The 15,593-nt window shown below is 28.7% G+C and carries 12 protein-coding genes; 1 reads left to right on the plus strand and 11 read right to left on the minus strand.

Features of this window, described 5'->3' with window-relative positions; all coding sequences use genetic code 11:
* The first annotated feature begins 43 nt into the window (after positions 1 to 43).
* Complete coding sequence (coaBC, locus tag HNR35_RS00155) at positions 44 to 1,216, plus strand: bifunctional phosphopantothenoylcysteine decarboxylase/phosphopantothenate--cysteine ligase CoaBC (protein WP_183223152.1); 1,173 nt, start codon at positions 44 to 46, stop codon at positions 1,214 to 1,216.
* Positions 1,217 to 1,241: 25 nt separating this feature from the next.
* Here coaBC and HNR35_RS00160 read toward each other — a convergent pair whose 3' ends face one another.
* From HNR35_RS00160 to infB, 11 genes are all read right to left on the minus strand, one after another.
* Complete coding sequence (locus HNR35_RS00160) at positions 1,242 to 2,648, minus strand: HEAT repeat domain-containing protein (RefSeq protein ID WP_183223154.1); 1,407 nt, start codon at positions 2,646 to 2,648, stop codon at positions 1,242 to 1,244.
* Positions 2,645 to 4,165 (minus strand): murein biosynthesis integral membrane protein MurJ, encoded by a 1,521-nt coding sequence (gene murJ, locus HNR35_RS00165; protein WP_006433388.1) that lies wholly within the window; start codon positions 4,163 to 4,165, stop codon positions 2,645 to 2,647. Before murJ ends, HNR35_RS00160 begins: the two co-directional genes overlap by 4 nt.
* Positions 4,158 to 5,285: a tRNA guanosine(34) transglycosylase Tgt gene (tgt, locus tag HNR35_RS00170; RefSeq protein WP_183223156.1), complete on the minus strand. Its 1,128-nt coding sequence runs from the start codon at positions 5,283 to 5,285 to the stop codon at positions 4,158 to 4,160. The genes murJ and tgt overlap by 8 nt, the downstream gene beginning before the upstream one ends.
* Positions 5,286 to 5,314: 29 nt before the next feature.
* Complete coding sequence (locus tag HNR35_RS00175) at positions 5,315 to 6,382, minus strand: LptF/LptG family permease (protein WP_183223158.1); 1,068 nt, start codon at positions 6,380 to 6,382, stop codon at positions 5,315 to 5,317.
* The gene (locus tag HNR35_RS00180) at positions 6,379 to 7,668 is read right to left on the minus strand and encodes an LptF/LptG family permease (protein WP_006433387.1); all 1,290 of its coding nucleotides are present in this window, start codon (positions 7,666 to 7,668) and stop codon (positions 6,379 to 6,381) included. Before HNR35_RS00180 ends, HNR35_RS00175 begins: the two co-directional genes overlap by 4 nt.
* Positions 7,643 to 9,184 carry a ligand-binding sensor domain-containing protein gene (locus tag HNR35_RS00185; RefSeq protein ID WP_183223160.1) on the minus strand — a complete coding sequence of 514 codons (1,542 nt, stop codon included), beginning with the start codon at positions 9,182 to 9,184 and terminating at the stop codon, positions 7,643 to 7,645. Before HNR35_RS00185 ends, HNR35_RS00180 begins: the two co-directional genes overlap by 26 nt.
* A gap of 6 nt (positions 9,185 to 9,190) precedes the next feature.
* Positions 9,191 to 11,365 carry a polyribonucleotide nucleotidyltransferase gene (gene pnp / locus HNR35_RS00190; protein ID WP_183223162.1) on the minus strand — a complete coding sequence of 725 codons (2,175 nt, stop codon included), beginning with the start codon at positions 11,363 to 11,365 and terminating at the stop codon, positions 9,191 to 9,193.
* A 13-nt stretch (positions 11,366 to 11,378) separates the two neighbouring features.
* Positions 11,379 to 11,645 (minus strand): 30S ribosomal protein S15, encoded by a 267-nt coding sequence (gene rpsO / locus HNR35_RS00195; protein WP_183223164.1) that lies wholly within the window; start codon positions 11,643 to 11,645, stop codon positions 11,379 to 11,381.
* 177 nt (positions 11,646 to 11,822) lie between these two features.
* Complete coding sequence (gene truB, locus HNR35_RS00200) at positions 11,823 to 12,671, minus strand: tRNA pseudouridine(55) synthase TruB (protein ID WP_183223166.1); 849 nt, start codon at positions 12,669 to 12,671, stop codon at positions 11,823 to 11,825.
* Positions 12,672 to 12,673: 2 nt separating this feature from the next.
* A complete protein-coding gene (rbfA, locus tag HNR35_RS00205) occupies positions 12,674 to 13,036 on the minus strand; it encodes a 30S ribosome-binding factor RbfA (RefSeq protein WP_183223168.1) in 363 nt (120 codons plus the stop codon).
* Between the two features lie 23 nt (positions 13,037 to 13,059).
* Entirely contained in the window at positions 13,060 to 15,591 is a 2,532-nt protein-coding gene (gene infB / locus HNR35_RS00210) for a translation initiation factor IF-2 (RefSeq protein WP_183223170.1), read from the minus strand.
* Positions 15,592 to 15,593: the final 2 nt, after the last annotated feature.

A 15,593-nucleotide genomic window follows, 5' to 3' on the forward strand; every position in this document is an offset into this window, starting at 1 on the left:
CTTATAAATTCAAATATAATGTGTATTATATAATATACATTATATGAATAAAAATAAACATATATTAATTGGTATATGTGGGGGCATAGCCTCTTACAAGTCAGTTTACATAATTTCTAGTTTAGTTAAATTAGGATACAACGTTAAAGTTGTAATGACAAAAAATGCAACTAAATTTATCACTCCATTAACCTTAGAAACCATTTCTAAGAACAAAATAATTACTAATTTGTGGGATTTAGAGCATAATGAAGTTGAACATATAAAAATTGCGCAATGGGCTCACCTAATTCTTATTATTCCTGCTACCTATAATACAATATCTAAAATTGCATCAGGAATTGCTAATGATGCACTAACTACAATAATATCTGCAAGCACAGCTCCTACTTATTTTGCAATAGCAATGAACAGCGCAATGTATTCAAATCCTATTTTAAAAGAAAATATAAAAAAGCTTAAAACTTATCATTATAAATTCATTGAGCCTGATAAAGGGTTTTTGGCTTGCTCATCAAATGGTTTAGGACGCCTTAAAAATGAAGATAAAATTATAAAAATAATATTAAATGAATTTAATCAAAAAAATTACCTAAAAAATAAAAAAATACTTATAACAGCATCCAGAACTGAAGAATTAATAGACCCAATTCGCTATTTTTCAAATACATCAACGGGAAAAATGGGATTTTGTTTAGCACAAGAGGCTATCAAACTGGGAGCTCAAGTTACAATCATTACAGGACCAACTAATGAAAATGAACCTAAGGGGGTTAATATTATAAAAATAAAAACTGCAATGGAAATGTATAAGGAAGTTCTCAAAATATATAATAAATTTGAAATAATAATTGGAGCAGCAGCTGTTGCCGATTTTAGACCCAAACACATTTTCAATAGTAAAATTAAAAAAAGTAAAATCAATAGATTATATATAAAATTAGTAAAAAATCCTGACATAATCCAACATATAGGACACAACAAACTTAAAAACCAAATTGTTGTTGGATTTTGCGCTGAGAATTCTAAAAATTTAATTCAAAAAGCCAAAGAAAAATTAAAAAAGAAAAATTTAGACTTTATTATTGCAAATGAACTTAAATATTTTGGTTCAAGATTGAACAAAGTTTATATAATAAATAAACAAAGCATAAAAGAACTACCAGAAATGGAAAAATCAGAAGTAGCTAAAGAAATTTTAAAAATTTTGTACTAATACTGCCTCAACAGCCTATTAACAATCAATAATCTTTTAAAAGCATCTTAATATATTCAGAATTAGTTTCACTTTTAATTTTCTTAAGCTTGTCAGAAAGTGATGAAGATTTATTATAAATAGCTCCTTTTAATGCAAAATGTCTTAAATCAACATTTTTACTATCAATGATTTTAGAATAAAAATTATCAAAATTACCCTTTTTAGCAGCTAACATTGAAGCAATACCTTTTAAAACATTTGAAGGTCTGTTAATATTATCATTATTAACCATTTCTAAAGCAATCGACAATGCTTTTAGAGAATCCTTGTCTAAAAGGTAACTAAACATTGAAATTTTAAAATTATTATCAATCTTAAAATCAAACATAATGTTTTTTATCTCAATATCTCCAAGATCCATATCAATTAAAGCCTTCGCAGAAGCCTCCCTAACTTTAAGAGATGGATCGCTTTTAATCTTATAAATCAAAATATCCTTTGCTGAAGAGTCATTATGTCCTTTAATAGCATTAATAGCTTTAAATCTAATATTATCATCAGAATCTCTTAAAAATCCTTGTAAAATCTCTTTAGACTTTAAAGAAGGATCTTTAGATAAAGAAGCAATAATAGCTAATTTAACATTTAAATTGTTATTATTACTCTGAAGATATAAATCAGCATTGGCAGTTACTTTCTCTGGAGCAAAATATGACAACGCTTCTATTGCAGCAGCCTTAATTGATGGACTCTCATAATTATCTAACGAAATTTCATAAATTCTATCCTGATAATCAACAGCAGCCATTTTTCCAAGAGCAATAAGTATTTCTCTTCTAGCGCCATCATTTCCAGAATATTTTTCAAAAACTTCCATTATATTTTTAGAATACTCAAGAGAATTAAGCTCTCCTAAATAATAGGCTGCAATAGATACCACATTGCCCTCTTTATTTTCAAGAATCTCAATAAGAATTTTTTTTAATTTCTCTTTATCATCAAATTCTTTAAGATACGAAATTGCCAAGCCAAGTAAAGCGTTTGAATATCTTTTACTCTCATAATTTTCAAGAATATAATTTGCTGCATCAATACCGCCTGAATACTTAAGAGAAATAAATAATTCAAGTATTTCTTTTTTAATCTCGGCATTAAAGGTTTTCTCAAGTCTTTTTTTAAGAGAAAAATTATATTGGCTATCGTTTGATTTTTTAAGAGCTTTTATAATACTTGTAACTTGACTATCAAGTCCATAAAGAATTGTATCGTTAACATACTTGCCATCTAAACCAACATTAGAAAAATTCTCATCCCTAAAAGAATCTTTTTTCTCAAGCTTATTTTCTGTAATTTCGGGTAATAAAGGGGGATTAGGAAGAGCTGGAGAATTAACATTTTGAGCATACACATTTAAAAAAAGCAAAAAAAATAAAAAATTAAAATATTTCATAAAGTATCCCTCCTAATAAACCTAAAAAATTTATTTATTCCTAAAACAGAATAACAAATAAACAAAATAAAAATACTAATAATTCCTGCCATAATTAAAAAATAAAGATTTTTAAAACTAAAACCTACATCCCACTCAAACTTTTCAAATAAGAAATAAATTACATATAAAGGAAAAAGTGTAATAATCGACTTTATAAGAACAAATAAAATCTCAATTAAATTGATTTTAACTCCGCTTTTTAAGATTATAAAATAAAAAACAATAACACAAATCATAAAAGAAATAGATTGGGCTAATGCCAAAGCATTCAAACCATAATAATTAATACCAAAAACAGAAAGTAGAATATCAAGGATAGAAAATAAAACACTCAAATAAAATGGTGTTTTTGCATCACGAATAGAAAAATAATATTTTTGGAAAAAACTAAACATCGAATAAAAAAGTAAACCTAAAAGAAAACATTTCAAAACACCCGCTGTTTTTTGAGTATCATAAATAGAAAACTTGCCCCCCATAAGAAATAAATTTAAAATATAATCAGACCAAATAAACATTAAAAAAGACACTGGAATAAAAATTAATAATAAAATTTTAATTCCATCTACTAAAAGAGTATTTAATTTTATATTATTTCCTAAAACAGCATACTCTGCCATTTTAGGAAAAATTACTGTTGCAATAGAAATATAAAAAATCCCTACAGGAAGCTGATAATAAACCACAGCATTACTAAGAATAGAAACACTTCCTATATCAAGAGTAGATGCTAATGCAAATGAAATCTGTTGCGTAACAATTGAAATAGAAAATCCAAAAATCATACGAACCCATCTGCTTAAAAAATTTAAAAATACTTTTTCTCTAAAATAAAATGTTGGTTTCCAGGTAAAACCAATCATAAGGCAATTTACAAACGGAACTAAAAATTGCAATCCCCCTCCAAAAATTACACCAATAACAGCACTATATATTCCAAAACGGCCATACAATAAAAATATGCTCAATATTATTCCTGAAGAAAACATAATAGGTGAAAATGAAGGAATAAAAAAAATTTTATATGAATTTAACACAGATATGAAAATTGATGATAGACTTATTAATAAAATATATAATACCAAATAACTAAATATAGAACTTGCAAAAATTAAGTTTTCTCCTCTATAATAAGATAAAAAATACATAATAGGCTTTGCAAAAATAATCATAACTAAAACAATTACACTAATAGAAATAATGTTAAAGGTCATAACGGTTCTGAAAAAAGAAACAGCTTTTTCGTGCGATTTGTTTTTTTCATATGTAAATTCAGGCAAAAAAGCCGATGTCATTGCGCCTTCTGAAAGAATTTTGCGTAAATTATTAGGAATATTGAAAACATAATTAAAAATATCAGCATCAAGATTTGCACCAAAATAATAAGAGAAAATCTTTACCTTTGCAAAGCCGATTATTCGTGAACAAAAAGTAGAAATCATGACCAAAACTGTAGAAACAACATATTTATTCATCGAAATTTCCCTCTTCATACTTTTTTAAATATGAAGTTTTAAAGTTTAAAAAATCATCATTTAAAATTGCAGCTCTAATCTTTGAAATTAATCTAAACATATAGTAAATATTATGCTCACTTGCCAAAATTATTCCAAAAAGCTCTCTCGATTTTATCAAATGTCTTAAATATCCTCTTGAATACCTTGTACACAAAGTGCAACTGCAATTTTTTTCTACCGGCGAAATATCATCTTTGTATTCTTTTCTACTAATGCGCATAATTCCACTATCCGTCAAAAGAGACCCATGCCTAGCAATTCTTGCAGGATTAACACAATCAAAAATATCAATGCCATGGTATATGGCATCAAGTATGTAATGGGGAGTACCAATGCCCATTACATACCTTGGTTTTTCTCTTGGTATTAATAAAGAACTATATTCAAGAATTTCTAAATATTTTTCTCTTGGTTCTCCAACAGAAATACCCCCAATGGCGATACCTGGACTGTCTAATTCTAATATATCATTAATGCTTCTTTTCCTTAAATCTTTAAAAAAATTTCCTTGAGTTATTAAAAACAAAAGCCCGTTGTATCCCTCTTTTTTATTTTTATACGCCTTGAATGTACTACGAGCCCAATTGGTTGTAATATTTGTATACAAATTGGCTTCATTATAATCAATCCCATAAGAACTACAAATATCAAGTGGCATAATAATATCGCTGCCAAAAGCTTCTTGCATAGCAAACACTCCCTCAGGAGTAAAATAATGATAAGATCCATCTAAATGGGATTTAAAATGTACGCCTTTTAGATCAATTCTTCTCAAACTAGAAAGAGAAAATACCTGAAATCCACCCGAATCAGTTAAAAAATTTTTATTCCAAGTTGTAAAATTATGAAGACCGCCATATTTTTCAATAGTCTTAATGCCTGGTCTTAAATATAAGTGATAAGTATTTGCAAGCATCAAATTACATTCTAACTTCTCAAGAACGGTATGTTTTAATCCTTTCATTGCCCCTAAAGTACCAACTGGCATAAAACAAGGGGTATCTACTCTGCCATGAGGAAGATTTAAAAATCCAACTCTTGCATTAGAATGTTTGTCATTCTTAATTATGCTAAACATATAAACATCCTAAATAATTATTATATATATTATTTTCTAACAATCCTATAAACAAAAAAATTGATAATTAAAAAAAATATAGTTGTAAAAGAGCTTGCCATATATATGTTTAAATAACCAAGATCTGCTAAAAAACTAAAAATTACAATAGAAATGACATAAACAACGGCAAAAGCAATGCTATTTAATAAACTGAGTATAAAAATATTTTTCTTAAGAGCAAGCGCAATAAATCCAACAGTAAAGCTGAGAAGCATTAATCTAAATGAAAAGAATACCCTATTTAGCAAATCAAACAATGCATCAGAATAATTTAAACGTTCACTCTTGAGAAAACTTATCCAATTAACAAGTTTAGTAAAATTTAATGCCTTTGACGATAACATCACAGTTCTTATGTAATCAGGCTCTAGCTTAATAATTCCTGTTCCATCAAGAACATCATAGGCATTCTCCTTAATTTTTCTACCAACCTTAACAAACTCTCTAACACCATAAAGCTTCCATTTATTATCTTTCCATTTAGCTTTATTTATATCATACCTTGTTTGAAACTCATCTTTACTGTCTTTAATTATAATCATCAAGTTAGAAAAAGTATTCTCATCAATATCATAAGATTTAATATTATAAATTTCTCTGGCAAGGTCTCTAATTATTATAGTTTTGTCGCTAGATCCACTATTACCAACGCTATTTTTAATCAAAAGATCTCTTTTTGCTACAGTATCTATTACCAAATAATTATCAAAAAAGAAAAGAATAACTGAAATAAATACACTAATTAAAATTATTGGTCTTAATATCCTTGTAAGAGAAACTCCACAACTAAAAAGACCTATTATTTCATTTCTCATAGAAAGATTACCAATAAGATTAGAAATAGCAAAAAGAAAAGATAAAGCAACTCCATCTGAGAAAGCTTTTGGCAAATACAAATAGTAAATATAAAGAATATCCTTAAAGCTAATATTTTTTTCAAGATAATTGAGAAGATTGACAAATAAATCACCAAGCATAATTAAAATCATGAAAAGTAGGTTCATAGATAAAAAAGTAAGAATGATACTTTTTACAAAAAGTTTATCTATTTTCATTTTTTTAATATTCTTAAAAAAAGAATTGCTCCTGCAATGATTAAAATCAAATTGGGCAAAATAGTAACAATAATAGGATTTGGTGCATACTGAACAGTATAAACCTTACCACCAATAAACATTACCCAATAAAAAACACAAATAATAATTGAAATTACAAGCTCAAGAATAATAGAATATTTCCTATTAGAATACAGCCCCATTGAAAAAGCTAAAAAAATGAAAAATAAAACTGAAAGTGGCAAACTAATTTTTTGATAAAATTCAAGATTAAACAAAGCCAAATTTTGTTTCATGCTTCTATCTTGATAAGGTTTAAAATTTAAACTTAAATTATACATATAGTTTAAATTTTCAAATACATAAGATTCATCCACATAATAATTTTGATTGTATAAATAATTTAAATAAAGATTTGAAAAATTTAAACTTAAAAAGTCTCCTTCTAAATTATTTTTTATATTTGAATCTGCAATTAAATTGTTTTGCTTTTTAATTAATTTTATAACATCTCTCATGCTCATTTGCGAAGGAGTTACATAATTTAACAAAAAACTATCACTAAATGTGACCTGATCGATTGAATATTTCATCTTATCTGCATAAAAATAATCATAAAATCCACTCTCACTATCTGTTAAAGCAATAGATAGAACATCATTTAAAATAAAATAAACTTGAAAATTTTCTTTTCTAATATCAAGATTTTTTGCCATAAATATTCTATCAAATCCTTTAAGTCTAGTGTTATCAAAAAAAGTTACATTTTTATAACCATTTTCCGATTTTTCACCAGAAACAAAAATTAAATCTCCATATTGTTTGCTTGAATAAGGCTTTAACACCAAATGAGGAACTTCTTCTTTTATTTCATTAAAAATTTTTAACCTACCAATAGATCCAAGTGGAAGTAAAATATCATTAGATATAAAAGATATAAAAACAATAATTATTCCTAATTTAAAAAATGGAACAAGCAAATCAAAAATTGATATACCAATAGAACGAAAAGCTAAAATTTCATTGTGAATCTTGAATTTATGAATAGTAAGAATTACTGAAATCAAAGAAGCAAAAGGGGGAGAAAGCGCAATCACCATAGGAAGAGAATATATGATAAAAATAAAAGCTTTAAAAAAGGGAACATAATTTTGAAGAAGTATTCTCATAAAGAATAAAATTTGATTTATAAAAAATACAAAAAAGAAAAATAAAAACGTAATTAAAAAATATTTAAAAAATTCAGCAATTATGTAAGATTCATAACTGTTTTTTAATATTTTCATCTACAAAAACCAAGCCGTTATTAAGAGTACCCAGTATAACATAATTTTCGAATCTAGAAACTTTTATTAAATTTAAATTAAGAAGTCCATTATTAGGTCCAAAATAATCCCAATTGTCATTTTCAGAATCATAAATTAATAGCCCATGATCAAAGGTTGCAAACAACAACTTTTTATCTTTAATCTCCATGTCCATAAAATAATTAACATCAATATTATTAGCAATAACGTGCTTTTTATAGCTATTTTTATTTAAATTTAGCTCGAAAAGCCCCCCACCATATGTTCCAATAAAATAACTATCTTTGTAGGCTTTTATAAAATTAATATTTTTTTCACTATCATTTTTGCTAAAAAAATCTAAATGTTCGATCTTCTCCAAATTATCAACATTAATACTATAAATAGCCTTGTCAACCGTTCCAACTAATAATAAATTTTTCAAACCATCAAAACACATTGAAGAAATTTTATTAGACCCAAGCGGTATATTTTTCCAATTTTTTAAATCATAAAACCATAGTCCAGAATTTAAAGTACCAACAAATATTCCATTTTTAACACCAAGCAAAACTTGTATATTACTAAAATCAGCATTATTAGGAACATTTATTTGCTTTAAATCCCCATCAGCATTATCTATATAGTAAACAACATTTTTCCCCCCAATATAAATTGTTCCATTATAATCTGCAAAACCCCTGATGCCATTTAAAAAAATGCTTTTTTTATCTTTAAGATAGATTCTACAATCATTTTTTTTAATATTATACCTTAAAAGTCCTCCTAATATATTAGTTACAAATATATTCTCATTAAAAATAAATGCATCAAAAACACTATTATCAAGAAATCCTAAAGATTTTAAATTTAAATGACTCACCCCAAGTTTATTACTTAAAAAAGTATAAATCTCTTTGTCATAGCCTGAAATAGAAAATTCATTAATCTCTTTAAATGCAGAAATTGCATCTGATTTTTCTTTAATAAGATATTTCAATTCAGCTGATCTTAAACTAGCATGAGAATATTTATAATCTTTTAGAAAAAGATCAAAATTATATTCAGAAAGATCATAAAAACCATTCTCATAATTAACATATCCAAAAAACAAATTTGCCTTAGCTAACAATTCCCTGTCATATTGATTCTCATTAGATACAATTTTATTCAAATAATAGTTCGTCAAACCAATATCTTTCTTAGCATAACTTTCTCTAGCTTTTTTAAAATAAAAATTATTTTCTTTTAAAAAAGCATTACTAAGGAAAAAGGATTCATTATCTTTTAATCCTATTAAATAGTCTCTTTTAAATTTACTCTCATTAAAAATATTATTGTCACTAATGACAACTACTTCTTTTTTCTTCTCTACAAGATCACTAATATTAGAATCTTGAATCGATCTATTTTGAATAGACTCATCTTGAATAGAATCATTTGTAGTAAGACAGGAAAAAAACAAGCCAAAACATACAAGACAAACTTTAAATAAATTATTCAAAACAAATTTCATATTATTTTAATAATCTTTATCTCTAACAATTTCAAGATCAATTTTTCCAAATTTATCTATATCAACTATTCTAACTTTAATTTGCTGACCTTCTTCTAATTTTGGAGGTCTAATTAATCCAGTATTGCCCCTTATATTGTCTCCACCAGCACCACCAAATCTGGAATATCTATTACTATTATTCCCAAATCTTCCAGAACCATACTTACTATCTCTAGATCTCAAGCGAGTACTTAAAAATCCTTCTTTTGTAGGAGTAAGTTCAATAAAAGCTCCAAAGCTATTAATCTTTTTAACTACTCCTTCATAAATTTCACCTACTTTTGGTTCCCTTACAATGCTCTCTATTTTTTCTTTAGCCTTTTGCATCTTAAAATCATCATCACCGAAAAGAATAATCTTTCCATTTTGTTCAATTTGCACCTTAACTTCAAATTCATCTGTTATGGCTTTAACAGTTTTTCCAGTAGACCCTATTACAAGAGATATCTTATCAATATCAATTTGCAGTTGAATAATTTTGGGAGCATACTTAGATATACCAACTCTTGAATTAGAAATTATAGAATTCATAATAGACAGTATGTGTATCCTACCTATTCTTGCCTGCTCAAGAGCATCTCTCATTAAATGCTTAGTAACATTTTCGATCTTAATATCCATTTGAAATCCAGTAATCCCATTTTCTGTACCAGCCACTTTAAAGTCCATATCACCTAAATGATCCTCTTCTCCAAGAATATCGCTTAAAACCACATATTTATCCCCTTCGCTAATAAGGCCCATAGCTATTCCTGCGACCTGCCTTTTAACAGGAACCCCTGCAGACATTAAAGACATACTTCCAGCGCAAACAGTAGCCATTGAAGAAGATCCGTTAGATTCTAAAATCTCAGAAACCACTCTAATAGTATACGGAAAATCGTTTTTTCCAGGAACCATTGATTCTAAAGCTCTTTGAGCTAAATGACCATGCCCAATCTCACGCCTACCAGTCATAAGCCTACCAGTTTCACCAACTGAAAATGGAGGAAAATTGTAATGAAGCATAAAATTAAGACGCTTATCACCATCAATATCATCCATTATTTGCTCATCAATACTTGTACCAAGAGTAGTTACTGCTAAAGCTTGCGTCTCTCCTCTTGTAAAAAGTGCAGATCCATGCGTTCTACTTAAAATATCGACTTCTGCAAGAATATCTCTTATCTCATTAGGCGTTCTACCGTCCGTTCTAATCTTATCATTAAGAATAGAATTTCTAACAATCTCCTTCTCAAAATCATCAAAAGCTTTATGAAAAAGAGACTCATTAGTATCGGTCAATTTCTCAAGAGAAGAAAAATGCTCATAAGATTTATTTCGCAGCAAAGTTATGGCTTTATCTCTATTAAGCTTTCCTTTAACAAAACAAGCCTCTTTAAGATCAGCATAAACAAAATCCCTAAGCTCCTCTTTAAATTCAAATATTTTTTCTTCAAAAGCTAAAGGGAGTTTTTCCTTCTCCCCCACAATATCTAAAAATTCTTTTTGAGCATTGCAAATTTGTTTAATATATTCATGTGCACTGTCTATTGCTGACAGCAAAATATCTTCACTAACCTCATTAGCACCGCCTTCTACCATTGTAATTCCATTTAAACTTCCTGCAACAACAATATCAAGATCAGAATCATGAATCTCTTCAAACGAAGGATTTACTATAAACTTACCATTTAAATAAACCATTCTAACAGCTGCAATTGGGCCATTAAACGGAATATCTGACAAAAAAACTGCTGTAAAAGCGGCATTCATTCCAACAATATCAGGAGGATTGAGCTGATCTGTAGCCAAAGTCGTAGGAATTACTTGAATTTCTCGACCAAATCTTTTATCAAAAAGAGGCCTCATTGGCCTATCTATTAATCTAGAAACAAGTATTTCTTTATCTTTTGGTTTTCCTTCTCTTTTAATAAATCCTCCTGGAATCTTACCAGCTGCATAATATTTCTCATTATATTCAACAGAAAGCGGAACAAAATCTAAATCTTCTCTTGCATTACTTGAACAACAAACAGTCGCAAGAACCGAAGATCCCCCATAAGTTGCAAGAACCGATCCATTAGCCTGCTTAGCCATAAATCCCGTCTCAAACACTAACTCGTCTCTACCTATTTTCAACTTTAATATTTTCCTCAAAATTCAACCTCTTTTATTTTCTAAGACCAAGTTTAGATATCAGTGTCCTATAAGCTTCTAAATCTTTTTTTTGGTAATACCGCAATAAACTACGCCTTTGCCCTACCAACTTTAACAAGCCCCTTTTTGAACTATGGTCTTTTTTATTTACCTTTAAATGCTCAGTTAAATACTTTATTCTACCTGTAATAAGTGCAATTTGAACCCCAACAGAACCAGTATCACCATCATTTTTCCCAAATTCAGAAACTATTTTTTGCTTTTGCTTTTTATCTATCATAAAGCAACTCCTATACCATTATAGCAAAGCCCTAACGAACCTATTGCTATAATTTAAACTAACTACTATGATAGATTATAATATTTTTTGTTAAAAATCACAAAAATAATTTACCATTTTCAATGGTATTTTTAATAGTAAAAAAATTATTTTTTTTTTACAAAAACAAATATTAAACTAAAATTTAATAACATATTTATATTTATTCAAACCTATTCCTTTAATGATCGCTAATATTTCCCCATCTTTGGATTTTAAAATCTTAAGTTCATTTATATTGATTTGAATTTCAACATAAGCCCCATTTTTAATAAGATTTATCTTACTAGAATCAACGCAAACCTTTTCAAAGTCTCTTAAAGATTCTAAACTAATTAAGGAAGCCTTACTTAAATTTTTCCACAGGGTGGAATCTTCTAATCTAAACATACCCACTTTAGTTCTTTTTAAACTGCTAACATACGCACAAGAATTTAAAGAATAAGCCAAATCTCTTGCAATGCTCCTAATGTAAGTACCTTTTGAACAGCTAATTTTTAAACTAAGTAAAGAAGAGCTAAAATCATAGCTTAATATTTGAATATTATAAACATTTACTCTTCGTTTTTTAATTTCAAAAAACTTTCCATTCAAAGCAAGTTTATAAGCCCTACTACCATCAATATGAATAGAAGAAAATCTGGGAGGACTTTGATAAATCTCTCCTATAAAATCTTTAAGCTTTAAAGATATATCTTCTAAATTAGGGATATAATCTGTTTTATCAATTATTCTTCCATTTGGATCAAGAGTATCTGTTTCTAATCCAAATCTAAATTCTGCTACATACTCTTTATCTAAAGACATAAAATAGCTTGCAAGCTTTGTATATTTTCCTACAAGAGCAATCAAAACTCCACTTGCAAATTTATCAAGTGTACCAGCATGCCCAACACGATTTGTATTAAAATATTTTTTTACAGGAAAAAGAGTTTCAAAAGAAGTTTTGCCTTGTTCTTTATTAACTAAAAGGAATCCATTTTCCAAATTTAATTCTCTCTTGTAGTATTTAATCCTTCAATTATTTTATTAACATAAAATGATTTAGAAAGAGAATCATCCTTAACAAATAGTAATTTAGGGGTACTTCTAACTTTAATTCGCTTAATAATTTGACTTTGAATAAATCCCTTAGCGTTATTTAAAGCTTTAACTGCATTATCTAAAGAAGCACCTTCCTTGATTGAACCCATAAACACTTTAGCATTTATTAAATCTTTTGAAAATTCTACTTTAACAACGGTTAAAAATGAATGAATCCTGGGGTCTTTAATTCCCCTACTCACTATTAAATTGCCAATTTCTTGAGCAATAAAACTTTCGAGTTTGAACTTTTTTATATCCTTATACATAAACACATATAAATAAAGCAAAACTAAGTTTTAAAAGATTTTTTTACCTTTTTTACCTCAAATGCTTCAATTATATCTCCTTCTTTAATATTAGCATAATTATCAATCATAATTCCACACTCATACTGCTCAGCAACTTCTTTAACATCATCTTTAAATCGCTTTAAAGATGAAATTTTGCCAGAATGGATCTGTAAACCATCTCTCATCACATTAGTAATCGCATCTCGTTTTATTAGCCCCCGAGAAACATAACAACCAGCTATGACCCCAACTTTAGGGACATTTATTACAGCCCGCACTTCAGCAAAGCCAATAAACTGCTGCTCAACATCTGGCTCAAGCATCCCCTCAAGAACTGATTTAACATCACTTATAGCATCATAAATAACATTATACTTTCTAATCTCAACTTTTTCCTGATCTGCAAGTATTTGAGCTTTTACAGTAGGTCTTACATGAAATCCAATTACAATAGCATCGCTTGCTGAAGCAAAGCTAATATCTGTTTCAGTTATTACACCTGCTGAAGAATGCACAACTTTTACTCGAACCTCATCGTTTGTTAATTTTTCAAGAGAATTTTTCAAAGCCTCAACTGAACCTTGAACATCTGCTTTTAAAATTATTTTAAGCTCCTTAAGTGCTCCTTCTTTGATTGAATCATAAAGATTTAACATGGTAACCTTCTTTACATTTTTAGAAGATTCATATTTTTTAAGATCTTGCCTTTTGGAACTGATCAATTTTGCTTCTTTTTCAGTTTTAGCTACTTGAAAAGGATCCCCGGCTTGAGGCATTGAAGAAAACCCTAAAACACTAATAGCCTTAGCAGGTCCAACACTCTTGACAGAAACACCTTTATCATTAATTAATGCCTTAACCTTACCATAACACGCTCCACCTACAAAAGAATCTCCTATATAAAGTGTTCCATCCTCAATAATAACAGAACAAACTATTCCACGCCCTAAATCAATCTTAGCATCAAGTACTTTTCCAATAGCTCTTTTAGATGGGTTTGCCTTTAATAACATCATATCTGACTGCAAAAGAATCATATCAAGAAGCTCAGAAATTCCCATATTTTTAAGAGCAGAAATCAGCACAAAAATGGTGTCTCCTCCCCAATCCTCGGGTACTAAGTCGTATTCTGAAAGCTGATGTTTAATTTTATCGGGATTTGAATCTGGCAAATCAATCTTATTTATAGCAACAATAATCGGAACATTTGCTTCTTTTGCATGATTAATAGCCTCAATAGTTTGAGGCATAACGCCATCAATTGCTGAAACAACAAGAACAACAATATCTGTAACTTGAGCCCCACGACTTCTCATCATAGTAAAAGCTTCATGACCAGGAGTGTCTAAAAATGTTATTTCTCGGTTATTATAAACAATAGTATAAGCTCCAATATGCTGAGTAATACCGCCAGACTCTGTTTGATTTATATCTATATTTTGAAGAACAGAAAGCAGTCTAGTTTTACCATGATCAACATGTCCCATTATTGTAATAACAGGGGGTTTTTCAATTCTTTTGCTCTGATCCTCCACCTCTTCTTCTATAACCGTTTCATCATAAATAGAAACAACATTAACTTTTGAACCATATTCTTCAACTAAAATAGTTGCCGTATCAGAATCTATCTTCTCATTAATAGTCACCATTACACCTAAAGCCATTAATTTAGCAATCAAATCAGAAGATTTTAAATTCATCTTTCTTGCAAGATCAGAAACAGTAATGCTACCCATAATATCAATTGACTTTGGAATAGGATTGGCTAAATTTTCCCTTTTCTTTTTTTGAAGTTGTTCAAAAACCTTTTGCTCAATTGTTTTGCTCTCAGTTTCTGCTTTTTTCCTCTTATAGCTTTTCTGACTTTCTTGTTGCTGCTTTTTCTTCTCCCCAAGCTTACGATTTAACTCTTTGATATTCTCAGAATCAGCTGAAGATGCACTGCTAACAATAGTAGGAACTTTGGTTTTTATAACTCTTCTAAAAGACACGGGGGGGGTATATTTATTTTGAGAACTATTTTTGGTAACATATGTTTTTTTCGTCGTACCTTGATATTGAGAGGCTAAACTGTCTCTGTTTTGTGCATATCCACCAACTCTACTGTCTCTATTTTGTGAATACCCACCAGTTCTGTTGACTCTATGTTGTGAATACCCACCAGTTCTACTGTCTCTGTTTTGTTGTGAATACCCACCAGTTCTACTGTCTCTGTTTTGTTGCGAATACCCACCAGTTCTACTGTCTCTGTTTTGTTGCGAATACCCACCAGTTCTACTGTCTCTGTTTTGTTGCGAATACCCACCAGCTCTACTGTCTCTGTTTTGTTGTGAATACCCACCAGTTCTACTATCTCTATTTTGTGAATATTCACCTTTGTTGTTATACTTATGCAAATTAGTAGAACTACTTAAATTATTTTTATTACTTAAATCACTATGTGTTAGAATTTTTACTACCTTCTTCCTTAACTTAACAATCTTAATTTTTTTACCATCTTCATTTTTAATATCATCAATATCTTTCGACAAAC

The organism is Borreliella spielmanii (assembly GCF_014201705.1).
GTDB classification, from domain to species: domain Bacteria; phylum Spirochaetota; class Spirochaetia; order Borreliales; family Borreliaceae; genus Borreliella; species Borreliella spielmanii.